Here is a 23,274-nt window from a genome sequence, read left to right on the forward strand (position 1 = left end):
GAGTGGAGACATCGAGGCCTGAGATTTCCGCTGCCCTCGTCTTGTTGCCACCGCATTGCGCCAACCCCGGGCGCGTGACAGCGGAGGGGTCTCCGCCGTCACACACCGGGGGCTTCCATCATGCTCAGGGCATCTGGACGAGCCGGGCCTGCACGCGCTCGGAGTTCGTGCCCGCCGTGAACTGGGAACTCACATAGACGGCGAGCGAGCTCTGCCCGCCCATGGACACCAGCACGGGCGCGGACTCCGCATCGGGCCCCGCGGCGATGGCGAAGCCCAGGGTGTCCACCAGCACGCCCGTGGCATCCACCCGCGCTCCGTAGATGTCGGAAAGGCCCGTGCCCGCCCGGTAGTCCTGCCACGCCACCACGAAGGTGTCGCCGTCATAGACCGCCGTGGGGTGCTCCCTCCGGAGCGCCTGGCTGGTGCCGTGGGAGATGAGAATGCCACTCGTGTCGAGCACCGCGCCCGTGCTGTCCAGCCGCGCCCCGTAGATGTCCACGGGGCCCGAGCGCCAGTCCTCCCAGACCACCAGGAAGTGCATCCCATTGTGGGTCACCGCGGGATTGTACTCGGCGCTGCTCCCAGCGGAGATGGCGATGCCGCTCGTGTCGAGCAACACGCCCGCGCTGCTCACCCGCGCGCCATAGATATCCCCCGAGGCATTGTTCCGGGTGTCGTGCCAGACGACCAGGAAGTTGGTGCCGTTGTGGGCCACCTGGGGGTACAGCTGGTTGTCCGTGGCCGCGCTGATGGCGATGCCGCTCGGATCGAGCACCGAGCCCGAGGTGCCGTTCACCCGAGCCCCGTAGATGTCACCGTGGCCCTGGCGGAAATCATGCCAGACGACCAGGAAGTTCGTCCCGTCATGGGCCACCTCGGGGCGAAACTGTCCCGAGGACGAGGTGGAGATGGCGAGCGGCGGGGTGTCCAACACACTGCCCGCGCTGCTCACCCGTGCCCCGTGGATGCCATAGCCCGACTGGTAATCCGCCCAGACGACCAGGAAGTTCGTCCCGTCGTGGGACACCGCGGGACTCGTGGGCGAGTTGCTGCTGGAGGACGAGATGCGGATGCCGCTCGGATCGAGCACCACGCCCGTCTCGCTCACCCGGGCCCCGTAGATGTCGCCGCGAGGGTTACGCGTGTCGTGCCACACGACCAGGAAGTTCGTCCCGTCATGGGCCACCACGGGCGTGTTCTGGCCATTGCCGGACTGGGAGAGCGCCAGGGCCGGGTTGTCGAGCGGCACGCCCAGGCCAGTCACCCGCGTGGCCTGGACCTCCGTGGCGTGACCCCCGCTGGCGTAGTAGCCCCCCCACGCGACCAGGAGGTTCGTCCCATCCGAGGCCAGTGCCAGGCTCTCATTGTAGGCGAAGTGGGAAGCGATGAGCAGATCGCTCGGATTGAGCACGGCGCCCGTGTTGCTCACCCGGGCCCCATAGATGTAGGCGGTCTGATTGTCGTGCCACACCACCATGCACTCCGTGCCCACGCGCGCCACGCGCGGGTAGCGCTGCGGGTTGGCGTTGACGCTGATGGGGATGCCGCTCGGGTTGCGCACCACGCCCGTGGCGCTCACGCGCGCGCCATAGATGTCGGCGTTGCCGTTGCGCGAGTCCTCCCAGACCACCACGAAGTCCGACCCGTTGTAGGCCACCTCGGGGCGCTCCTGGGCGTTGACGGCGACGGAGATGAGGATGCCGTTGGTGTTGAGCACCGAGCCGGCGCCACTCACCCGCGTCCCGTAGATGTCGAAGACGCCGCTGCGCGAGTCCTGCCAGACCACCAGGAAGTTCGTCCCGTTGTGGGCCACCGCGGGCTCGAGCTGCTCGTTGGTCGCCGTGGAGATGGGAATGCCACTCGTGTCGAGCACCGTGCCCGTTCCATCCACCCGCGCGCCGTAGATGTCGTGGGCGCCGTTGCGCAGGTCCTGCCAGACCACCAGGAAGTTCGTCCCGTCATGGGCCACCGCGGGCTTGCGCTGGTTGTTGAAGGCGCTGGAGATGGAAATGCCACCCGGATCCAACACCACGCCCGCGCCGCTCACCCGCGTGCCCTGGATGTCCAGCGAGTAGGACATGTTGCTCGACCAGACCACCAGGAAGTTCGTCCCGTCATGGGCCACCGCGGGCTCGTACTTCGCGTCGCCGGTCTTGGAAATGGGCAGGCCAATGGGGTCCAACACCACGCCCGCGCCGCTCACCCGCGCACCGTAGATGTCGGTCCTGCCACCATGGCGGGCGTCCTTCCACACCACCAGGTAGTTCGTCCCGTCATGGGCCACCGAGGGCGACTCCTGGGAGTTGTCCGCATACCCCGTCACCGGTGTGTCCAGGCCGAACTCGGGGGAGACGATGGGGTCCAGCACGGCCGGATAGGCGGAGTCCTCCACCACCGGGGCCGGCACGCGCAGCACGATGGCGTCCCGCTCGAAGCGCGCGGGCACGGACGTGCGCTCGCCGCGCGCATCCACCCAGGTGCCATGGCCATAGCGCACGCCCAGGCCGCTGCTCCCATCCGCGAAGTGCAACCCCCCGGCCGTCTCACCGAGGAAGCGCCCCGCCTCCACCGGCACCCGCACCTCGAGGGCCTCCGTTCCCTCGGGCCGCCGCTCGAAGCGCCAGCTCTGCTCCACACCGTCCGCGCCATTGCGCAGCAACTCCACCACCTCGCCGCGCACGAGGCTCAGCGTCCCGGTGGCCTCCACCCGGCCCACACCCTCGGGGCCCGACAGCACCACGTCTCCCCGGCTCACCCGGGCCGCGCCCAGCCGCACGGGCGCGCCTTCCACATGAGCGGCCTCGAGTCCCTCACGCCGGCGCTCCAGGTGCTCCTCGGACAAGGTCCTCGGGTAGTGGTAGGGCGTGATGCTCAGGCCCCCGGCCTCCGCGCGCACCTCGTAGGTGCCATGCCCGCCCCGCCAGGATTTGCCCTCGGGCCGGAAGGCGAAGTGCACCTGCTCCATGACCTTCTGCACGTCGAAGGGAGCCTGGGCGCTGGCCTCCACCGGCGCGGAGGGAAGGGGTTGCGCTTCGGGAGCACAGCCAGAGAAGAAGCACGCCGTCAGCATGCCGGCGGCCCATCGGATGTATGTACGAGAACTCATATCGTGATGCCTTGTCTCCAGGGACGGCTCCGTCCAACACGGTCCGGAAATCCCTCGGTTCGAGGTTGCACATCCTATGCAGTGGAGTGACATGGCAAGCCCGGGCGCCCCAGGCTTCACGCCAATGACAGACAGGGTGCGTGGGCCTTGTTGCTTTCGCGGCCACAGCACCGCTCGCACCTCGCCTGGCCCTCTACGTGCAAAGCCCTGGGACTCGCGGTGCAAGGCCCTGGGACTCGCAGGACTGCCCTCTCCAGGCGGAGTCTTCGTTTGTCGCCAACGGGGCAACACGCTCACTCCAAGCCGTTGCTTCCAGGGCAACAACCCTTCCCGGCTCCGGGCGCATCACGCCCTGGCACCGAAGTTGAAGCCAACCCGGAACGGGCCAGGCCCCCCCACCCTCCTGGTCACGACAAGGAGATGTCCATGCATCGCTTCAAGAGCTCGTGCTGGGTTGCCCTGGTGGCCCTGGCGCTCCCCCTCTCGCAGAGCCAGGCACAGCAGTGTGTGGAGTCGGACGGGCTGAACGTCTGTGCCATCGGCAAGGCCCAGCTGAAGCAGCTCGATGAGTCCAAGCTCGAGCTCAGCAACCTCGGAGACGAGGGGACGGATGGTGCCGCCATCTCGCTCGGACAGGCCACGAAGTGGACCGCCTCGTTCGTGCCCCTTTCCACGGAGGACTCCCAGCGGACCACGTTCACGGCCGTGTCGGATGGAGCCAAGATCAGCACCGCCACCTCCAGGAGGGAGGGAGATGGCCGCGCGATCTCCGCCACCTTCACGGGCTCGGGAGCGGACAGCACCTACACGGTCCGGGTCTATCTCCAGGGTGAGCTTCAGGGCGAGGTCACGGGAGTCCGGAACGGGCAGACGGGCGTCCTGACCCAGGCCCGGGCCGTCAACTCACCTCCCCCGTGCCGCGGGTTTCGGCAGTCGGTCTCCGCCTGCTACAGTCAGTGCAACGCGGCGGGGTTCGGCGACTGCAGCTACTGTGATCGCGAGTGTGAGCACGCCGTCGAGTTCCAGAACCACCGGCTGGAGGCGGCGCAAATCGGCGCATGCGAGTGGACCCTCGACAATCAGCCGAGCACCCCCGTGGTCCTCACGGACGGCACCACCGTGGAGGCCGACCGGATCGTGCTGCTCGAGGAGGTTCGTGCCTCGGGCAGCTACCCCTACCTGAGCTTCGAGCAGATCCTGCTGCAGGCCTCGGGCGGCACGGCGCATCTCGGAAACCAGACCGTCGTCCGCGCCGAGTAACCCCGTCGTCCCGGAGCGGAAGCGGGGGCCCCGTCTCCCCTCTTCCGCTCCGTGTATCCCCGCAACCCGCCTCCATCCCCAGCCGAGTCACCTCCCCATGATGAAAGCCTGGTGGTGCCTGACCGTCGTCCTGGCCGCGGGTCCTCAAGAAGCGCCGAGCGCGCCGCCTCCCTCCACCCCGGGAGAGGAACTGTCGGGGGGCGCCACAACGGTCTTCGACACCACCCTCAATGCCTTTGGCCGGGCACTCGGCAACATGGAGCCCGCGCGCTGGAAGACGTTGCACGAGGGCAAGCGGTTGTTCGTCAGGGATTGGAGCGCTCCGCCGCACGCCCTGGCCGCCCCCCTCACCAATGCCCAGGCGTGCAACTCGTGCCACTTCAAGGATGGCAGGGATCGTCCGTATGGCGCGCTCGGCCCCGAGGCCCCGCTCCTCATCCGGTTGAGCGTCCCCACGAAGGATGCTCCTGGAGGCGCGCCCGAGCCCGTCTATGGCGGGCAGTTCAACGACCGGGGGACGCCCGGGGTTCCCGCGGAAGGGACCGTCCAGGTGAAGTACGTCCCCGTGAAGGGCCGCTATGCCGACGCGACGGCGTACACCTTGCGGCGGCCCCAGTACCAGTTCTCCCCCCTGGGCTATGGACCGTTCGCGCCGAAGACCCAATGGTCCCCCCGGATTCCCGCCACCGTCTTCGGCCTGGGGCTGCTCGAGGCCATCCCGGAGGCGGAGCTCCTCGCCCGCGCGGATCCCGGCGACACCGATGGCGATGGCATCTCGGGGCGGCCCAACCGGGTCACCCACGTGCGCACGGGCCAGACCGTCCTCGGCAGGTTCGGGTGGAAGGCGAGCCAGCCCTCCCTGGAGCAGCAGATCGCCAAGGCCTACGCGGAGGACCTCGGCCTCACCTCCGCGCTCTACCCCGAGCCCACCTGCACGCCGAAGCAGGAGGCCTGCCGCGCGATGACCCGCGCCCAGGAGCCCGCGCTCTCGGCGGAGATGCTCGAGAAGACCACGATGTACATCCGGCTGCTCGCGGTGCCCGCGCGCCGGGACTGGAGCTCACCCACCGTGCGCCGGGGCCAGGAGCTCTTCCAGCGGACCGGCTGCGCCGCGTGTCACCACCCCGAATTCAAGACCGGAGAGATCGCCGACGTCCCGGAGCTGTCCGGACAGACGATCCGCCCCTATACGGATCTGCTGCTCCACGACATGGGGAAGGAGCTGGCGGATGGGCGTCCGGACGCGGAAGCAACGGGCTCCGAGTGGCGGACGCCTCCGTTGTGGGGGCTGGGGTTGCTGGAGACCGTCAACCATCAGCTCCGGCTGCTGCATGACGGACGGGCCCGCGGCTTCGAGGAGGCCATCCTCTGGCATGGGGGAGAGGCGGAGTCCTCGCGCGAGCGCTTCAAGCGGCTGGAGCGCGATGATCGGGAAGCGCTCGTGGCCTTCCTCCGCTCGCTCTAAGCCACTACGTGCTGCTTCCGCCCCGCTCGCGCTCGCGGCGGTGGATGGTGGAGACGTCGATGCCGAGGATCTCCGCGGCCTTCGTCTTGTTGCCGCCGCACTGCGCGACGACATAGGCGATGTACTCGCCCTCGAGCTGCCGCAGGGGGATGAGCCGGCCCTGGGCACGTGACAGCGGATGGGAGTCCGCTGCCACCCCGGGCGCGTGGAGCTGGAGCGTGGGCAGGTCCACCGTCTCCTGCACCGTCACCACGGCGAGCCGCTCGACGAGGTTCTCCAGCTCGCGCACGTTGCCGGGCCATGGCGCGGCGGCGAGCGCGGCGAGGGCCTCGGGAGTGAAGCCGGCCAGGCGCGCGCGGGGGTTGCGCTTGCGGGACACGGCGACGAAGTGCTCCACCAGCAGGGGAATGTCCTCGCGCCGCTCGCGCAGGGGCGGCACGTGCAGCGGCACCACGTTGAGGCGGTAGAAGAGGTCCTGCCGGAAACGGCCCTCGCGCACGCGCGTCTCCAGCTCCTGGTGCGTGGCGGCCACCACGCGCACGTCCACCCTGCGCGAGGCATCCGCACCCACCGCGCGCACCTCGCCGTCCTCCAGCACGCGCAGCAGCTTGGCCTGGAGCTCGGGCGCCATATCGCCAATCTCGTCGAGGAAGAGCGTGCCGCCATCCGCCTCCAGGAAGAGGCCCCGGCGCGGCGTGGTGGCGCCGGTGAAGCTGCCCTTCACGTGGCCGAACAGCTCGCTCTCCAGCAACGCGTTGGGGATGGCCGTGCAGTTGACCGCCACGAAAGGGCCGTCCTTGCGCGGGCCCTCGAAGTGCAGCGCGCGGGCCACCAGCTCCTTGCCGGTGCCGCTCTCGCCGCGCACCAGCACCGGCGCGTGGGAGTGCGCCACGCGCTCGATGAGCTCGTACAGCGAGCGCATGGGCGCGCTGCGGCCCACCAGCGCCCCATAGGCCGAGCGGTCCGACACCGCCTGGCGCAACGCCCGGTTCTCCTCGCGCAGCCGCCGCTCGGCGACGGCGCGCTGCACGTACAGGAGCACCTCGTCCAGACGGAAGGGCTTGGTGAAGTAATGCGTGGCACCGCGCCGCATGGCCTCCACCGCGTTCTCCACCCCGCCGAAGGCCGTCATGATGAGCACCGGCAGCGTGGGGTCCACCTTGCGCACCCCGGCCAGCACGTCGAAGCCGTCCACGGTCTCCATGCGCAGGTCGCACACCACCGCGTCCAACACGCGCCCGTTCACCACCGCGAGCGCCTCCTGCCCGCTGGTGGCCACGTCCACCGTGTAGCCCGCGTCCGTGAGGTGGTCGGCCAGCAGCCGCGCCATCTCCACGTGGTCATCCACCACCAGCACTCGTCCCTCAGACGGCATGTCGCTCCTCGCTCGGCAGGGGCGTGGCCGGCCACCACAGCGTCACGCACGTGCCCTGCCCGGGCTCGCTCTCCAGTTCGATGCGGCCCCCGTGGTTGCGGACAATCTGGGCCACCATCGTCAGGCCCAGGCCCGTACCCTGGCCGCGCTTCTTCGTGGTGAAGAAGGGGTCGAAGACGCGGTTGAGGCTCTCCGGCGGAATGCCGCGCCCGTCGTCGCGCACCGTCATCCGCACCCCATTCCAGGCCCCCGGCTCGACCGGCGCCTCCACGTGCGCGGCGATGCGCACCGAGCCTCCCGGCTCGCACGCGTCGCACGCGTTGAGCGCCAGGTTGAGCACCACCTGCTGCAACTGGTCCGGGTCCGCCGACAGGGAAGGCAACCCCTCGGGCACCTCCACCTCCAGCTTCACCTTGCGCCGCTCGGCCTCGCCGTGGAGCAGCTCCTGCGCGCCCCGCAGCAGCGGCTCCAGCGCCACGCCCTTCACCAGCGCCGGCTGCACCCGCGAGAAGTCCAGCAACTGGCGGATGGTGCGGCTCACCCGGTCGATCTGATCGATGATGACCTGCATGCCCGCGGCCTGCGGATGCTGCGGGCCCAGCTTGCCCTGCACGTACTCGGCCCGGCCGCGCACCACGCCGAGCGGGGTACCAATCTCGTGCGCGATGCCCGCGGCGAGGATGCCCACCGTGGCCAGCTTCTCCGCGCGCAGCAGCTGGGACTCGAGCGCGTGCACGTTGCTCAGGTCCTCCACCACGAGCAGCACCCGCACCTCGGGGTCCAGGCGCTCCAGGGGCACGGCCTGGATGCGGTACTGGCCCTCCTCGCCGAAGAGGGGCAGCGGCTCGCCGTGGAGGCTGAGGACGCGCTCGGCGGAGCAGGCCGCCTCCACCAGCGAGGAGAGCCGGTCCACCACGGCGGCGGGCGCATGGGGGAAGGCCTCGGAGAGCAGGGAGCCCACGGCGGTGGGAGGCAACCGCTCGCGCAGGGCCTGGTTGACGGCGGTGATGCGGCCCGTCGCGGAGAGCGCGAGGACGCCGGTGGGGATGTTGTCGAGGATCTTCTGTGTCTTCTCGTGCAGGTGGGCCAGCCGGTCCGCGTGGCGGCGGCTCTCCTGGAGCGCGACGGCGCGGCGCGAGGCGACGAAGACGTAGGCGCCGAAGACGGAGAGGAAGAAGGTCACCAGCATGGCGCCGAGCGCCACGCGGAGGATGACGCCCCGCTCGTGGGCGCGCAGCTCCCGGGTGGAGGAGAAGGTGGCCACGGACCAGTGGGCGCCGCCGCGCATGCGGATGTCCGTATAGGCGGCGATGACATCGTCCGAGCCCAGGCCCAGCAGCGCGGCCTCGTTCTCGGGGATGCGCACGGTGCCGCGCTCGCCCGCGCGCATGTGCGTCAGCAGCTCCGAGTAGGCGGGGACGGAGCTGGCCTCGGCCTTCTGCCGCTTGTGCCAGTCCATGAGCACCGGGTCACTCGCCGGGGTGGGCACGCCGTGCGCGCCGATGAGCAGCAGCTTCGCCCCCGGCTGGGGAGCGATGAGCTTCAGGGCGGCGAAGGAGGGCTCGGTGTCCACCAGCACGGCGACCGAGCCCCCGGGCCCATCCTCGGAGGGGGCGTAGGCGGTGGCGAAGACGCGGAACCAACCGCCGGGTGCCGCGGCCACGGGCGGCGAGGTGAGGATGTCTCCGGGCGTCCCGGCGAGCGCTTCGCGGGCCGTCTCGGTGAGGACGGTGCCCACGGCGCCACGGGTGACGGCCGGGCCGGCACGCCGGTCCATGATGGCGAAGCGCTGCCCACCCTGCGAGTCCAGGACGACGATGGCCTTGTACTGGCCCACGACTTCGAGCAGGGCGAGCAGCTCACGCCGGTGCTCGGCGATGGTGCCGGGCCGGGAGAGCAGCTCGCCAGCGAAGCGGAGGTCATCGGCGGCATCGTCGAGCGCATCGGCCACCTCGCGGGCAGCGGCCTCCACCTGGGCCATGCGGTCCGAGGCGAACTGGTCCACCAGCGCGGCGCGGTCACGGCGGATGAGGTGCACCACGCCCGCCACCACGCTGACGAGCGCGATGCACAGCAGGAGTACGGAGGCGAGGGCCTTGCGGTTCATGGGGGAAGAGGGCGAAGGCCAGTGTAGCCCAGAGCCGGCAGGGCGGGTTTTGCCTGTCCATCGTCCGAAGCGAGCACGTCTACTGAGCGCGGCCGTCCAGCACGTCGGAGAGGGTGGTGGCGTTCAGGGCGCGATCGAACCAGCGCTCCAGGGTGGCCATGTCCGTGCAGGTGAGGATGCGCTGCCGGGCCGCCTCATCGACGTGCACGCCGCGCGCGGTGAGAATCCGCACGACGGCCCCGCTCAACCCCTCCGCCCGTCCCTCTTGCCGGCCCTCTTGCCGACCCATGGCCAGACCCTTCTGGACGCCCCGCTCCATCATGTCCTCGGCCCAGGTACCCATCAGCTCCTCCGCTCGTTGCTCATCCAGCACCGAATGTAACACCCGCCTCGCCGCTGCGTGGACGGCCGCATCCTTCTCCACCCACAGCATGTAACGGATGACCGCTACCACATGCTCGGCTCCCTCGGGCGCCGCCTGCACCTGCGCGAAGAGTACCGTCCAATCCGGTAGACGGTGAGCCAGCTCCCCGGTACGTGCGTAGCGCAACACCAGCCACGCCAGCCGGGCCAGCGGCGGACCCGAGCGCGCTCTCAGTGCCTCTTCCCGCTCGGCCGTCAGGTCATCGAGCAGGTACTCGAATCGCGGTACCAGCGCTCGCCACTGCTCCCCTGGTAGCGCGAAGAGGTCCTCCACCCGGCGCGGCGCCGTCCAGGCTCCATCCGGCCCGTGGTACATGACGAGCGGGATGATGACAGGCAGCAACGCGCTCTCCGGATGCTCCTGTCTCCAGCGCTCCACCTGCCGCACCACGTAGCGCAGCATGCGCAGCGCCATCCACGAATCCACCGACGATTGGTGTTCCAGCAACACGTAGAGCAGCAGGGACTGCCCCGTGTGCAGGCGTGCCGTGAAGAGCAGATCGCTCTCGGTCTCGCGCAGTTCCGGGTCCACCACGCTGACAGGCTCTCGCCGCAGGGACGACCAGTCCACCTCGGAGACGACATGCGCGGGCAGTACGGCGCGCAGTTCAGCGGCGGCCCGCTCGGGATGGCCGAAGGTGTAGCGAGCAAAGAGGTCATGCGGTCCAGACATGGCCAGCCGCGCTCAAGCATGCGGCGGGCCAGGGGCGCACGACCTCCGGCGGGGTCATCCTCCAGAGGCCTTACAAATCCTCTGACACCTCGAAGCTGGCCTCGCACCTGCGGGCGCTTACGGGCCGAGCAGCTCGGCCTGGGCGGTGGAGTGGGATTCCCCCCCGGTGAGCAGGACCTGTCCGGAGGGCAGCAGGGTCGCCGTGTGGCCCGCGCGCGAGGAGATCATGGTCCCCACCCAGGCCCAGGTGCCGGTGGCCGGGTCGTATTCCTCCAGGGTCGTGTCGGGGGCATAGCTGCCCTCGAACCCCCCTGTCACCAGGACCTTGCCGGAAGGCAGCACGGCCGCCGTGTGAAAGCTACGGGACACGGCCATGCTGCCAGTGGGCGACCAGGTGTTGGTGGCCGGGTCGTACAGCTCGGCGCTGTTGTCGATACCGTAGCTGCCAGCCACCAGGACCTTGCCGGAAGGCAGCAGCGTCGCCGTGTGAAACATACGGGACCCGGCCATGTTGCCAGCGGGGGACCAGGTGCCGGTGGCCGGGTCGTACAACTCGGCAGTGCTGTCGCCGCCCACCACCATGACCTTGCCGGAAGGCAGCAGCGTCGCCGTATGGGGGCTGCGCGAGATGCTCATGCCGCCCGTGGAGGACCAGGTGCCGGTGGCCGGGTCGTACAGCTCGGCACTGGTTTCGCCGACGCTCGTCACCAGGACCTTGCCGGAATGCAGCAGCGCCGCCGTTGGATATGCGCGGGCGGTGCTCATGCTGCCAGTGGGGGACCAGGTGCCGGTGGCCGGATCGTACAGCTCGGCACTGTTGGTACCGCTGCCGCTGCCCGCCACCAGGACCTTGCCGGAAGGCAGCAGCGTCGCCGTGTGGCGGTCGCGGGCGATGCTCATGCTGCCGGTAGGAGCCCAGGTGCGGGTAGCCGGGTCATAGAGCTCGGCACTGTTGTTACCGCCGATACCGCCCGCCACCAGGACCTTGCCGGTGGGCAGCAGCGTCGCCGTGTGGTGTGCGTGATGCGAGGCCAGGCCCCCCACGTAGCTCCCGTTGTTCGTCATCGGGTCGTAGAGCTCGGCGAAGCCAGTGCCGTTGGTGACGTCCACGCCCGCCATCAGGACCTTGCCGGAGGGCAGCAGGGTGGTCGTCGAGCGACCCAGAATGGCGGCGGTGCTGTGGGTGGGAGTCCAGGTGCCAGTGGCGGGATCATACAATTCCACGTTGTTCGACGCCGACCCGACCACCAGGACCTTGCCCGTGGGCAACAGGGCCGCTGTATGGGCACTGCGGGATGCGCCCATGGCTCCCGTGGGAGTCCAGGTGCCGGTGGCCGGGTCGTAGAGCTCTGCACGGATGTCGCCACCGCCCGCCATGAGGACCTTGCCGGAGGGCAGCAGCGTCGCCGTGTGGTACTGGCGCGGCGACGCCATCGCGCCCGTGGGAGTCCAGTGACCCGTGGCCGGATCGTAGAGTTCCTCGGTGGCGGCGGGCGCTTCGGTGGGAGTGTAGCCGCCCGCCACGAGGACCTTCCCGGAGGGCAGCAGCGTCGCCGTGTGTTTGCCGCGGGAGGTGCTCATGGCATCGGTACGAGCCCAGGTGCCAGTCGCCGGATCGTACAGCTCACCGGAGTTGCCGCTGCCGCCCGTCACCAGGACCTTGCCGGAGGGCAGCAGCGTCGCCGTGTGGTACTGGCGAGGGGAAAGCATGCTGCCCGTCGAGCTCCAGGAGCCTGTCGCCGGATCATAAAGCTCGGCGGTGGCGGAGGGGCCGTTGGAGCCGCTGGTGTCGCTGACGTGGACGTAGCCGCCCGCCACGAGGACCTTGCCCGAGGGCAGCAACGTCGCCGTGTGGTCCATGCGGCGCGAGGTCATCTGGATGGGAGGAGCCCAGGTGCCGGTGGCCGGGTCGTACAGCTCGGAGGTATCGAGGGGACCCGGCCACATGTCGGCTCCCGCCGCGACCAGGACCTTGCCCGAGGGCAGCAGGGTGGCCGTATGTCCCGCGACCCGTGGTGAGCTCATGTTGCCCGTGCGTACCCAGCCCACGGCACCGGAGCAGGCTGTTCCCCCGGTGACGCTGAAGGTGGTGGAGGCGGAGAGGCCCTGTGCATTCGTCACCGTGGCGGTGATGGAGGGCGTGCCCCCTGAAGACATGCAAGAGGGAGGAGTCCAGCTCACCTCGCTCTGGGTGGCGCTGTTCGTCGTGCTGCCGAGCGTGCCGGTGGAGGCGCTCCAGGAGAAGGAGAGGGCACTGCCCAGCGGGTCGCTCGCGGTGACGCGGAGGGCGACCGTTCCGCTGGCGGGCACGGTGCGTGAGGACTGATAGGTGCTCTCGATTCGCGGAGGCAGGCGCATGCCCGTCTTCGGGCCCACGCAGATGTGAAGGGTGCCCGTCGTCTGTCCGCCGTGGCCATCCGTCACGGTGACGGTGAGCGGGCAGCCGGTGCAGGTGGCTCCCGTGGTCGAGACGCCCGGGACGAAGCGCGCGGTGGCCGAGGCCGCATCCGTCCAACTTCCCGCGCAGCCGGCCGCCCATTGATAGGAGAGCGCGTCCCCATCGGCGTCCGTGGTGGTGGCCACCACCGTGGCCGTCTCACCCGTGCTCACGAGCGAGGGCGAGGCCGTGATGCCGGTAACGGCGGGCGCGGTGTTGAAGCGCAGGCCGACGGAGGCGCCACCAGCGCCGGACCGCACCTGGACGGTGAAGCTGATGGAGGCCGAGGAGCCCTGGGTGTCCGTCACCGTGAGCGTGAGGGTGGCCAGACCCGGAGTGGCAGGGGCGGCCCAGGTGGAGATCAGGGAGTAGGGCGAGTAGAAGGCGCCCGCCGAGGCAGTCCAGGCATACGAGAGCGCGTCACCTGGATTGGGATCGTGCGCGGTGGCCTGGACGAGCAGGGAGCCTCCGGGAGAGACGGAGCTGGTGGAGGCGGTGAGCGAGTCGATGAGGGGCGCGGCGTTGTCGAAGGGAGGAGGCGCGTCGAGCGACTGGAGAGAGAGGGCCACCACGGTGGTGGTGCCGGTGGTGATGGTGACGTGGGTGGCCTGGCCGCTGAAGCGCTTCGTCCCGGCCGCGTCGAAGGCGTCGGCGGTGAAGGTGCGGTCGGTACCGGCGGGAATATCACCGAGGGTGCCGCCCCAAGCTCCGTCTGTTCTTGCCAGCGATTCGGTGCGGGAGGGCATGTCCGAGGCGCTGATGGTCACCACCACGCGCGTGACATCCTCGGAGGACACCGCCTGGGAAAGAGAGCCGAAGAGCAGGGCGGAGCCAGTGGTGGGCTGTTGAGTGCACGCCGTGGTGAGGAGCAGGGCCGCCGCGAGCCAGCCAGCGAGCCTGGGTGTCAGACATTTCATGGGAGGGCCTTTCCGTGTCCGTCGCTCGTGGGCCCGAGCGACGGGTGCAGCGTAGGAGGCGCCCCAGATGCTGTCAGATTAACCGCTACGAATGAGATGAGCGGAGCCCAATGGCTATCATGCTTTCAGGCTTCGGGAGGGATTGCGCTGATTGCCAGGATGAACGTAGACGCTGCCCGCCCGCTGCAACAGGCCGCCACTCGTCCGTCGCGGAGCGCCCGTGCCTCACGCCTCCTGTTCAACCGCCGCTCACGCTTTCCGCCCGGCGAGCCCCTCGAGCATGTTCGCGCAGACACTCAGACCTGGAACACGGGTGCGCTCCACCCAATCGGCCGCGAGGATGTTCGCATGGAGTGACCACGCGTTTCCCGCGTAGAACCAATTGCTCAGGCCGGGCTCGAGGCAAGGGGGACCCGTCAAGGGCGCGACTGCGTGGCGTGAACAACCCGGCGACGGAGGACGTCTACGTGAAGATCTACGGCAATTAGAGTTCGTCGCCGGTCGCGGAGCGGAGCTGGGTGAGCGCGTCCTCCACGTATTTGACGCCCTTGGCGGTGAGCGCCTTGCCCTTCTTCGTGTCCCGGGTGAAGCCGGTGTTCAGGCGCAGCGCCTTGGCCGCATTGGGGGCGGCGTACGTCACGCCAAGCTCGCCCCAGAAGCGCGAGGTGGTCCCGGACGTCACCTCCACGCTCAAGCTCCGGGCGAGATAGAAGGGGATGAGAGAGCGCAGGAGCTGATCCTTGAGCCGCCCGGCCACCAGCAGTTCCTGGTGCCGGGGGTGCGCCCGAAGAGCGTCCACCAACGCGCCCACGGCATCGCTCGACTCGGAGGCGGGGGCCGGCGGGGGCGCCACGACCTTCTTGCCACGGGGGGCCGCCGCCTTGTGCACGGCCGCGGCCTTCTTCTTCTTCGGCTGGGAGGCCTTCCTCGCGCGCGACGCCTTCGGCGGCCTGGCGGGGGCGGCCTCGTGAGGGGACTCCTTCACCCGGAGCGCTTGCGCTGACACGGGTGGGGGCGGCTTGGGAGACAGCGAGGCGGCCGGGGCGGGGGGCGCGGGCGGTGGGCCCAGGACGCGCGAGCGCAGCGACCCATACACCTCCTCCACCACCCCTCCGAGCCCCACGCGCTCGAGCAATGATTCCATCCACCGAAGGCCGTTGAACACCTGGTGCGCCCTCCTTGAAGACGGGGGCGAGGCTACTACAGGCCTCGCCCCCAGGTCGCTCAGCAGTGCGCGAAGGGTGAGGCAGCCCTCAGACGCGCCGGCCTCGCCACGAGCCCCGGGCGAACAGCAACAGCAATCCCGCCCAGGCGAGCGAAGCCCCTCCCTCCGTCGAGGCGCAGCCTCCGCAACCGCCCGTCGGAGCCGTCACGGGAGGCTCGGTGACCGGGGCCGGCGCCACGGTGATGCGGACGGTGACGGGCTCGGAGGCGCTCTGCCCATCGCTCACGCGATAGGTGAAGGAGTCCTCCCCCGCGAACCCGGCCGAGGGCGTGTAGACCAGGGCCGGCGCGGTTCCCGAGAGCGTGCCATTCGCGGGAGCCCCCACCACCTCGAAGGACAGCGCGTCGCCATCGCCGTCGGTGCCCTCGAGCCGCACGGACACCGGCTCGCCATGCGGGGTGGTGAACGACAGGGCCCTGGCCACGGGCATGTCATTCACCGGCGTGACGGTGAGCGTGAMGGCGGCCACGGTGGACTCCACCGTCCCATCCCCCACCTGGAAGAGGAAGAAGTCCGGGCCGTGGTAGCCCGCCGYGGGCGTGTACGTGAGGCTGGCGCCCGAGCCCGACAGCGTGCCKCGCGCCGGTCCCGACACCACCGTGTACGTSAGCGTGTCGCCGTCCACGTCCAGGGAACCCAGCGTCACGGYCACGGGRGTGTTCTCGGCCGTCGTCACCGAGCCCATCAGGGCCACGGGCGCGTCGTTCACCGGCGTGACGGTGATCGTCACCGTGGCCTCGGTGGAGTCCTGCGTCCCATCGTTGGCCTTGAAGGTGAAGGAGTCCGGGCCGTGGTAGTCCGCCGCGGGCGTGTACGCGAGGCTGGCGCCCGAGCCAGACAGCGTGCCGTGCGCCGGGCCCGACACCACCGTGTACGCCAGCGTGTCGCCCTCCACGTCCGTGGCCTCCAACGTCACGGTCACGACCGTCTCCTCGGCCGTCACCACCGGGTTCGCCAGGACCACCGGAGCGTCATTCACGGAGCTCACCGCGAGGGAGACCGTGGCCACGTTGGAGTCCACCGTCCCGTCGTTCACCTTGAAGGTGAAAGAGTCCGGGCCGTGGTAGTCCGCCGCTGGCGTGTACGTGCGCGAGGCCCCTGAGCCAGACAGCGTGCCGTGCGCCGGGCCCGACACCACCGTGTACGTCAGCGTGTCGCCGTCCACGTCGGTGGTTCCCAGCGTCATGGACACCGGAGTGTCCTCGAGCGTCGTCGAGGCGCCCGGATGGGCGACTGGCGCGTCGTTCACCGGCGTGACGGTGAACGTGACGGTGGCCACGTTGGAGTCCACCGTCCCGTCGTTCACCTTGAAGGTGAAGGAGTCCGGGCCGTGGTAGTCCGCCGCGGGCGTGTACGTGCGCGAAGCCCCCGAGCCCGACAGCGTGCCGTGCGCCGGGCCCGACACCACCGTGTACGCCAGCGTGTCACCGTCCACATCCGAGGCTCCCAGCGTCACGGCCACCGCCGTGTCCTCCGTCGTCGTCGCCGAGCCCACCAGGGCCACGGGCGCGTCGATCACCGAGGTGACGGTGAGCGTCACGGTGGCCACGTTGGAGTCCTCCGCCCCGTCGTTCACCTTGAAGGTGAAGGAGTCCGGACCGTGGTAGTCCGCCGAGGGCGTGTACGTGCGCGAGGTGCCCGTCCCCGACAGCGTGCCGTGCGCCGGGCCCGACACCACCGTGTACGTCAGCGTGTCGCCGTCCGCATCCGAGGCCTTCAGCGTCACGGCCACCGCCGTGTCCTCCGTCGTCGTTGCCGAGCCCGGCTCCGCCACCGGCGTCCTGTTGTTGGAGACCCGGACCATCCGGCCACCCGGGATGCCATTCACCGTGGCGAAGAGCCGGTAGTAGCCGGGGGACACCGCGGGCACGGTCGAGCTGAACGACGTGTCCGAGAAGCCGCTCAGGGGCAGCCGCACGAGCGTGTTGCCCTCCAGCGGCATGAGGCTCACCACGGGGAAGTTCGAGAGCGAGGTCTGGTGGACATTTCCGGCAATGGTCCCCTCGGAGATGCCGCGCAGCCGCGTGCCCGTCACGGTGAAGGCCGCCAGCGGCGCCAACGGAGTGTGCGCGCTCAGGCTGGGGCGCCAGGCGTCGTTCGTTCCCGCTTCGTCGAACAGGCTGCTGACGCTGCTGGACGACAGGTTGCCGCCCGCGACGAGCACCTTGCCATTGGGCAGCAGCACCGCCGCGGCGGCCTGCCGGGGGAAGGGCATGGTGCCCGCGCTGCTCCACGTCCCCGTCCCCGGATCATACAGCTCCGCGACGGACGCTCCCTCCAGGCTGCTTCCGGCCAACAACACCCGGCCCGAGGGCAGCAGCACCGACACGCCCTGGTAGTGCGGGCTCGCCGTCGAGCCGGTGGCCGTCCACGTGCCCGTCGCCGGATCGTACAGCTCCGCGGAGACGGAGTCCGCGGGGCCACCCGCCGCCAGCACCTTGCCATTGGGCAGCGGCATCAGATGGTGGCTCTCACGGCCGGTCACCATCGAGCCGGTGGCGCTCCAGGTCTCCGTGGCCGGGTCGTACAGCTCCGCCGTCGCCACGCCCCTCCCTCCCGACACGAGCACCTTGCCATTGGGCAGCAGCACGGCCGCATGCTCGGTCCGGTCAGGCGAGATCAGGGCCCCCTTCGTATAGCGCCAGGTGTCCGTGGCCGGGTCGTACAGCTCGGATTGGGTGGGCAAGCCGCTGCTCACGCCTCCGGCAACGAGCACCGTGCCATCGGGCAGCAACGTGGCCGTATGACTGACATGGGGCTGGAGCGTCGGCGCCGCGGCCGTCCACGTCCCCGTGAAGGGATCGTAGATGTCCACCGACGTCGTCCCCGAGGAGTTGCCGAGGTGGCCGCCCACCACCAGGACCTTCCCCGAGCGCAGCAGCGTCACCGAATGGCGTTCACGTGCCACCGACATGCTGCCGGCCGGGGACCAGGTGTTCGTCTCCGGATCATACAGCTCGGCCTGGGCCAGGGCGCCCGCGCCGGGGTAGCCGCCCGGCACCAGCACCTTGCCCGTGGGCAGCAGCACCGCCGCCGTTTCCTGCCGCTTCGTCGCCGGAGAGGGCGCGGCACTCCAACTGGACTCGCCCGGGTCATACAGCAGGCTGGCCGTGGTGCCATCCGCGGTGAGCAGCACCTTGCCCGTGGTCAGCATCACCGCCACGTGGCTGCCGAAGTCCAGGGGGAGCGGGCTGGCGCTGGTCCACGTATGGGTGGCCGGGTCGTAGAGCTCCGAGGTCACGCCGGTGCCCGAGCCTCCCGTGCTCCCCGCCACAATCACCTTGCCCGAGGGCAGCAGCGTCGCCGAGTGGCTATAGCGCAACTTCGTCAGCGGGGCGGCCGTCACCAGTCCCGTGGCCGGGTCATACAGCGTCGATTGCGTGCCGCTCACCAGCAGCACCTTGCCCGAGGGCAGCAGCGTCGCCGTGTGAGACACGTGATACGGCAGCGTGCCCGGCTGCCGCCAGGTCGCGGTGTCCGGGTTGAAGATCATCAACGGGTTGCCGCCCGCCGAGTTCGTGTAGCCGCCCGCCACCATCACCTCGCCCGAGGGCAGCAGCGTCGCCGTGTGGCCCGCCTGGGCCGTGGGCATGGGGGTGGTGACCGACCACCTGCCCGTGGCCGGATCGTACAGCGCCGCGTCGGTGAGCCGGGTGTTGGCGGCGTCATAGCCACCGGCCATCAGCACCTTGCCGTTGCGCAGCAGCGTCAGCGAGTACGCGCGGCGGAACCCTGGCAGGGCCCCCGTGATGCTCCACGTGCCCGTCACCGGATCGTACAGTTCCGAGGTCGCGGCGCTGGTGCTGACCTCTCCACCCGCCACCAGCACCTTGCCGGTGTGCAGCATGATCGCGGCGGCGCTCTTGCGGACGTAGACCATCGAGCCCGTCCCGCTCCAGGTGCCGGACACCGGATCGTACAGCTCGCAGGAGGCGAAGGGACCCCAGCCACCACCCGCCGCCAGGACCTTGCCCGAGGGCAGCAGCGAGATGCCCGCATAGTAGCGATGGGTCGACAGGTAGCCCGTGGAGGAGAAGCCGGGATCCACCACCACCGGACCCGCCAGGCCCTCCAGGTCCACCGTCATCTCCACCGACAACGTCCCGCCCACCGCGTAGCGCACCGGTGCACCGGCAACGGGCGAGGCCTCGGCCACCGCCCCCAGCAGGCGCACCCGCCCCTGCCGGCTCAGGCCCGCCGCATCCCTCGCCACCGAGTAGTGCAGGCGCAGCACCGGCACCCCATGCGCATCCACCAGCTCCAGGTACTCGCCCACGTCGCGCGCGGCCGTCACCTCGGGCGGAAGCGTCAGCGCGTAGAGCGTGCGGTGCRCTCCCCCACCCTCGGGCAGGACGAGCAGCTCCTCCACGCGCGGCGTCTTCCACTCGCCGCTCTCCGCSGCCGAGCCGCCCGGAGCCATCCAGAAGTGTCCGTCTCCRTAGAAGGCCGCGCCCCGCGAGGAGCGCAGCGCCGCGTCTCCACTCCCCGYCTGCCGCACCGTGAAGGTGAGGCCCCGGGTGGTGAGCACCATCTCCCCGCCCAGGCGGGACGGCATGCGCACGTGCAGCAGCGCTTCCGGAGGAACGCGAGGCAGGTCCACCGGCGTGCCGGTGAGGATCTCCGGGAAGTACGCCTGGGCGAGGGCGAGCTGGCTCGCCTCTCCCGGCTCGGCACGCAGCCGCGCGATGGCGGCGGAGGGAGACACCTCACCGGGGCGAGGCTCCAGGCGGAGCTCCTGGGCACGGCCCGCCTCCACCCAGTGGGCGGCGGGTGATGGAGACGGCTCACCGCAGGAGAGGAGGACGGCGAGAGCTGAGACGAGGAACCACAGGTGTCGGACCGTGAACATTCGGCCGGGAGGGTGTCACCAACGGCTGACGCGTCTCAAGCCCCCAGGAAAACCCGTACCGGCACGCACTGGCGGTGATTGACACGCCAGCCCTCCTGCCTGACGCGTCAACCGTGGCGCGACATGCCAGCCGCCACGGTCCGGCAGCGCCCGCTCCGAGGAAGAGTGGCACGGACCGGAGCTGGCCCATGACTTGCTATCAGTCCCCACGCGGGTGCCCAAGACGGAAGCCAGGAATCCCACGCCCGACTCGTACCCTCGAGCCGGTACGAGCCAAGTGACAAGGACGACCATGCAACTCCCTACCCTCAATCTCTGTCAGCAGGCCTTCATCCTCTCTCACGAGTCCAACTACCTGGGTAACGCCAACGAGTCGGGCCTTCCCTTCGCGCTGGCCTTCGAGTTGGCGGAGCACCTCAACAAAGCCGTGCTTCCCAACCTGGGCGGTAAGTGGTCGCTCGCCTGGGGCCCCGTGGTCTACGCCCCCCTGGGCGTCCCGGCCAATGTCATGTACGTCGCGGCGAATCCCGACCGGTCCGCCTACTTCGTTTCCATCGCGGGGACCAACTTCAATGCCCTCCTGAGTGACGTCATCCTGGAGGACAACTGCGTCGTCGGCGCGATCCCCTGGTCGCAGGCGTTCCCGTCGCTGGGTGGGTGCAATGGGCCCTCCGGCTTCGACACTCCACACATCTCGCAAGGGACCCAGCTTGGCGTCAACAACCTGCTGAAGATGGTCGACAACCTGACCCAGAAGAGCCTGGTGGACTTCCTGTGCTCGCTGGGCTCGACCGGTTCGAAGACGCTGATCTTCGCCGGCCACAGTCTCGGTGGCGCGCTCGCGCCGACGCTCGCCCTGGCCCTCGCGACCTCGAAGGGCACGAAGTTCAGCACCACGAACTGGGGCAACGTGTACGTGCTCCCGACGGCCGGCCCCACTCCTGGCGACGAGAACTTCTCCAAGCTCTTCCAGCAGGTGTTCCCGCCGGTCAGCCTGGGCCTGGCACAGGACTATTTCGCCTGGAACCAGAACATCTGGAACAGCCTCGACGCCGTGCCGCACGCCTGGGTCACCTCCATGATCAAGGAGATTCCCACCCTCTATCCCGCGCCCTGGACGACCGGAGTTTCTCCCCCGCCGATGCCCTCGGGGCTCCAGAAGCAGATCGACGGAGCCGTCACGTCCTCGCTGCTTTTCGGCATCAACGCTTTCAGCCCCTTCACGCAGCTCCCAAACATCCAGGTGAAGGGCACCTTCAACGAGCAGTACCCCATCAGCGGTCAGGATTCCGATGCCCTCACCGCCGCCTTCATGGCGCAGGTCGGCTACCAGCACACCGATGCCTACGCGAAATTCTTCAGCGTCCACGAGCTGGTCACCTCGGCCTCCCAGGAGGGCATTCGCCAGAGGACCGCGGGGATGATGGCCGCCATCAAGCGAATGGCCGAGAAGCCGAAGCGCCGCGCTGCAATGGAGAACCTGGTTCAGCACCTGGGCCAGACGGTCCGCCAGGCGGGGTGAGCGCTCAGACGATCCTCTTGCCCTGCACCAGCTCCAAACCCAGCATGTTTCCGCGATAGTGGATGGGGTCCAACAACACCTTGCGGATCTTCCATCCGCCCGGGGTCTTCTCCACGGAGAAGGTGTAGCGGGCGATGATGGTCCACTCTTGTTGGATCCCTCCCAACGGGAAGTAGTGGGCGACCTCCGCGTAGGACATCACCTCGGCATGGGTGTCGCTCTTGAACTGGATGCCCACGCTCATGGCGGTGGCATGCTGGACCCGCTTGAAGGACCTCAGGCCCGCTTTGGCCACTTCCGGCATCTGCTCCCGAGTGAGGGTGAGCAGCTCCGTGCCCATGAACCGGGTGTAGTCCGCCGTCACCTCGGGGGTGAAGACGTTGGACCAGCGGCTCCAGTCGCCCGTGTCCTGGCCGTAATCGATGGCCTGACCGTATTCGACGGCCAGCTCCTGGATGGCGATCCGATCCAGGACGTACTGAAGGTTCTGCTCTCTCATGGTCGTGGTCCTCGTCAAGGTGGGGCCGTGAGAATAGACGTACGTCCCCGCCGGGAATACTACTCGCACGTGCAGGCGCGGCTGCTCCTCGGCCCGCTTGCGCTCCTGCGGTAGGCTCGGCCCACGTATGTCCAATCCCCGCTCCACCTCAGGACTCGGCTCCGAATACAACCCACTCGTCTCTCCTCAGCTCGAGGATCCCCACCCGTTCCTCGCACGAGCGCGGCGAGAGGCACCGGTGTTCTTCAGCGCAACGCTCGGGGCATGGGTGGTGACACGCCACGCGGACATCAGCGCCGTGGTCGCCGATACCGCGCGCTTCTCGTCCGCCGAGTCCATCACGGTGGGCGCCGCGACGATGCCGCCAGAAGTCGTCACCTCGCTGATGGACGGATACCCCCTGGTTCCGAGCCTCGTCGACAACGATCCGCCAGCGCATACGCGCTTCCGGGGTCTCGTCAGCAAGGCCTTCACCGGGCGGCGGCTCACGGAGAAGGAGCCTTCCATCCGGGCCCTCGTGGATGAGCTCATCAGCAGCTTCATGCATGAGGGGCAGGCGGACCTGTTCCTGCGGTTCGCCCATCCACTGTCGTCCAGTATCATCGCGGAGATCCTTGGAATCCCACGGGAGGACATCAGCAGGTTCCGGCGCTGGTCCGACGACCTGAGCATGGTGCTCGCGGCACATGGCCCCGTCGAGAATCAGGCCGTGGCCGCGCGGGGTGTGGTCGACTTCCAGCGCTACCTCGCTTCGGCGCTCGAGGAGCGGAAGGCGGCTCCCCGGGAGGACCTGCTGAGCGACATCGTCACGGAGGGACAGGGGATGACGCCGCCGATGAGCATGGCGGAGCTCGTGAGCCTGTTGATGCAGGTGCATTTCGCGGGGCACGAGACGACCGCGGGCCTCATCGTGGGCGGTGTGGAGTTATTGCTCAACAACCCGGAGCAGTTGCAGGCGCTCCGGAACGAGCCGGACCTCATCGCGGGTGCAGTCGAGGAGGCGGTGCGGATGGTCTCACCCGTCCACGCCATGTTCCGCACCGCGCTGGAGGAGGTGGAGATCGGGGGAGTCACGATTCCGAAGGGAGCCCACATCCGGATCGTCTACGCCTCGGCCAACCGCGACGAGGCCCGTTTCCACGAGCCGGAGCGCTTCGATATCCGGCGGCCTGACGTCAAGAAGCACCTCGCCTTCGGCCATGGGCTCCATTTCTGCGTCGGCGCGCCGCTCGCACGGCTCGAGGCACGTCTGGCGCTCGAGGCGCTGCTCAGGCGTCTCCCGGGGCTCCGGCTCGTGCCGGGACAGAATCCCGGCTTCCTGAGGAGCGTCACCGTCCGGAGGCACGAGAGCCTCGAGGTGGCGTGGGACGTCCAGGCGCTCCCGGCCGTACGGTAGCGCCGGACGTGGATATC

General features: G+C 69.5%; 12 protein-coding genes. 4 read left to right on the forward strand and 8 right to left on the reverse strand.

Annotation, left to right across the window (positions count from 1 at the left end; all coding sequences use genetic code 11):
* Positions 1 to 124: 124 nt before the first annotated feature.
* Positions 125 to 3,109: a hypothetical protein gene (locus BO221_RS26870; RefSeq protein ID WP_143195704.1), complete on the reverse strand. Its 2,985-nt coding sequence runs from the start codon at positions 3,107 to 3,109 to the stop codon at positions 125 to 127.
* Positions 3,110 to 3,535: 426 nt separating this feature from the next.
* On the opposite strand from BO221_RS26870, the gene BO221_RS26875 reads away from it, so the two are divergent.
* Both BO221_RS26875 and BO221_RS26880 read left to right on the forward strand, forming a co-directional pair.
* Positions 3,536 to 4,369 (forward strand): hypothetical protein, encoded by an 834-nt coding sequence (locus BO221_RS26875; protein ID WP_073563384.1) that lies wholly within the window; start codon positions 3,536 to 3,538, stop codon positions 4,367 to 4,369.
* Positions 4,370 to 4,466: 97 nt separating this feature from the next.
* Positions 4,467 to 5,834 carry a di-heme oxidoredictase family protein gene (locus BO221_RS26880; protein WP_073563385.1) on the forward strand — a complete coding sequence of 456 codons (1,368 nt, stop codon included), beginning with the start codon at positions 4,467 to 4,469 and terminating at the stop codon, positions 5,832 to 5,834.
* 4 nt (positions 5,835 to 5,838) lie between these two features.
* Here the strand turns inward: BO221_RS26880 and BO221_RS26885 are convergent, their stop codons facing one another.
* The 6 genes from BO221_RS26885 to BO221_RS26910 all read right to left on the reverse strand — a co-directional run bounded on the left by BO221_RS26885 (position 5,839) and on the right by BO221_RS26910 (position 19,840).
* Positions 5,839 to 7,209 carry a sigma-54 dependent transcriptional regulator gene (locus tag BO221_RS26885; protein WP_073563386.1) on the reverse strand — a complete coding sequence of 457 codons (1,371 nt, stop codon included), beginning with the start codon at positions 7,207 to 7,209 and terminating at the stop codon, positions 5,839 to 5,841.
* Positions 7,199 to 9,316: a nitrogen regulation protein NR(II) gene (locus tag BO221_RS26890; protein WP_073563387.1), complete on the reverse strand. Its 2,118-nt coding sequence runs from the start codon at positions 9,314 to 9,316 to the stop codon at positions 7,199 to 7,201. Before BO221_RS26890 ends, BO221_RS26885 begins: the two co-directional genes overlap by 11 nt.
* Positions 9,317 to 9,395: 79 nt before the next feature.
* The gene (locus BO221_RS26895; protein ID WP_073563388.1) at positions 9,396 to 10,412 is read right to left on the reverse strand and encodes an Rpn family recombination-promoting nuclease/putative transposase; all 1,017 of its coding nucleotides are present in this window, start codon (positions 10,410 to 10,412) and stop codon (positions 9,396 to 9,398) included.
* A gap of 117 nt (positions 10,413 to 10,529) precedes the next feature.
* On the reverse strand, positions 10,530 to 13,766 hold the full coding sequence (locus BO221_RS26900; protein WP_073563389.1) for a WD40 repeat domain-containing protein: 3,237 nt from the start codon (positions 13,764 to 13,766) through the stop codon (positions 10,530 to 10,532).
* Positions 13,767 to 14,250: 484 nt separating this feature from the next.
* Positions 14,251 to 14,931 (reverse strand): hypothetical protein, encoded by a 681-nt coding sequence (locus tag BO221_RS54035; protein ID WP_233166279.1) that lies wholly within the window; start codon positions 14,929 to 14,931, stop codon positions 14,251 to 14,253.
* 88 nt (positions 14,932 to 15,019) lie between these two features.
* Entirely contained in the window at positions 15,020 to 19,840 is a 4,821-nt protein-coding gene (locus BO221_RS26910; RefSeq protein WP_073563391.1) for an Ig-like domain-containing protein, read from the reverse strand.
* 292 nt (positions 19,841 to 20,132) lie between these two features.
* On the opposite strand from BO221_RS26910, the gene BO221_RS26915 reads away from it, so the two are divergent.
* Positions 20,133 to 21,362, forward strand: a complete 1,230-nt coding sequence (locus BO221_RS26915; RefSeq protein ID WP_073563392.1) for a hypothetical protein — start codon at positions 20,133 to 20,135, stop codon at positions 21,360 to 21,362.
* Positions 21,363 to 21,366: 4 nt separating this feature from the next.
* Here BO221_RS26915 and BO221_RS26920 read toward each other — a convergent pair whose 3' ends face one another.
* On the reverse strand, positions 21,367 to 21,861 hold the full coding sequence (locus BO221_RS26920; RefSeq protein ID WP_073563393.1) for a nuclear transport factor 2 family protein: 495 nt from the start codon (positions 21,859 to 21,861) through the stop codon (positions 21,367 to 21,369).
* Positions 21,862 to 22,099: 238 nt separating this feature from the next.
* On the opposite strand from BO221_RS26920, the gene BO221_RS26925 reads away from it, so the two are divergent.
* Positions 22,100 to 23,257 carry a cytochrome P450 gene (locus tag BO221_RS26925; protein WP_233166280.1) on the forward strand — a complete coding sequence of 386 codons (1,158 nt, stop codon included), beginning with the start codon at positions 22,100 to 22,102 and terminating at the stop codon, positions 23,255 to 23,257.
* Positions 23,258 to 23,274 lie beyond the last annotated feature (17 nt).

It is taken from the genome of Archangium sp. Cb G35, from assembly GCF_001896145.1.
GTDB lineage: Bacteria > Myxococcota > Myxococcia > Myxococcales > Myxococcaceae > Archangium > Archangium violaceum.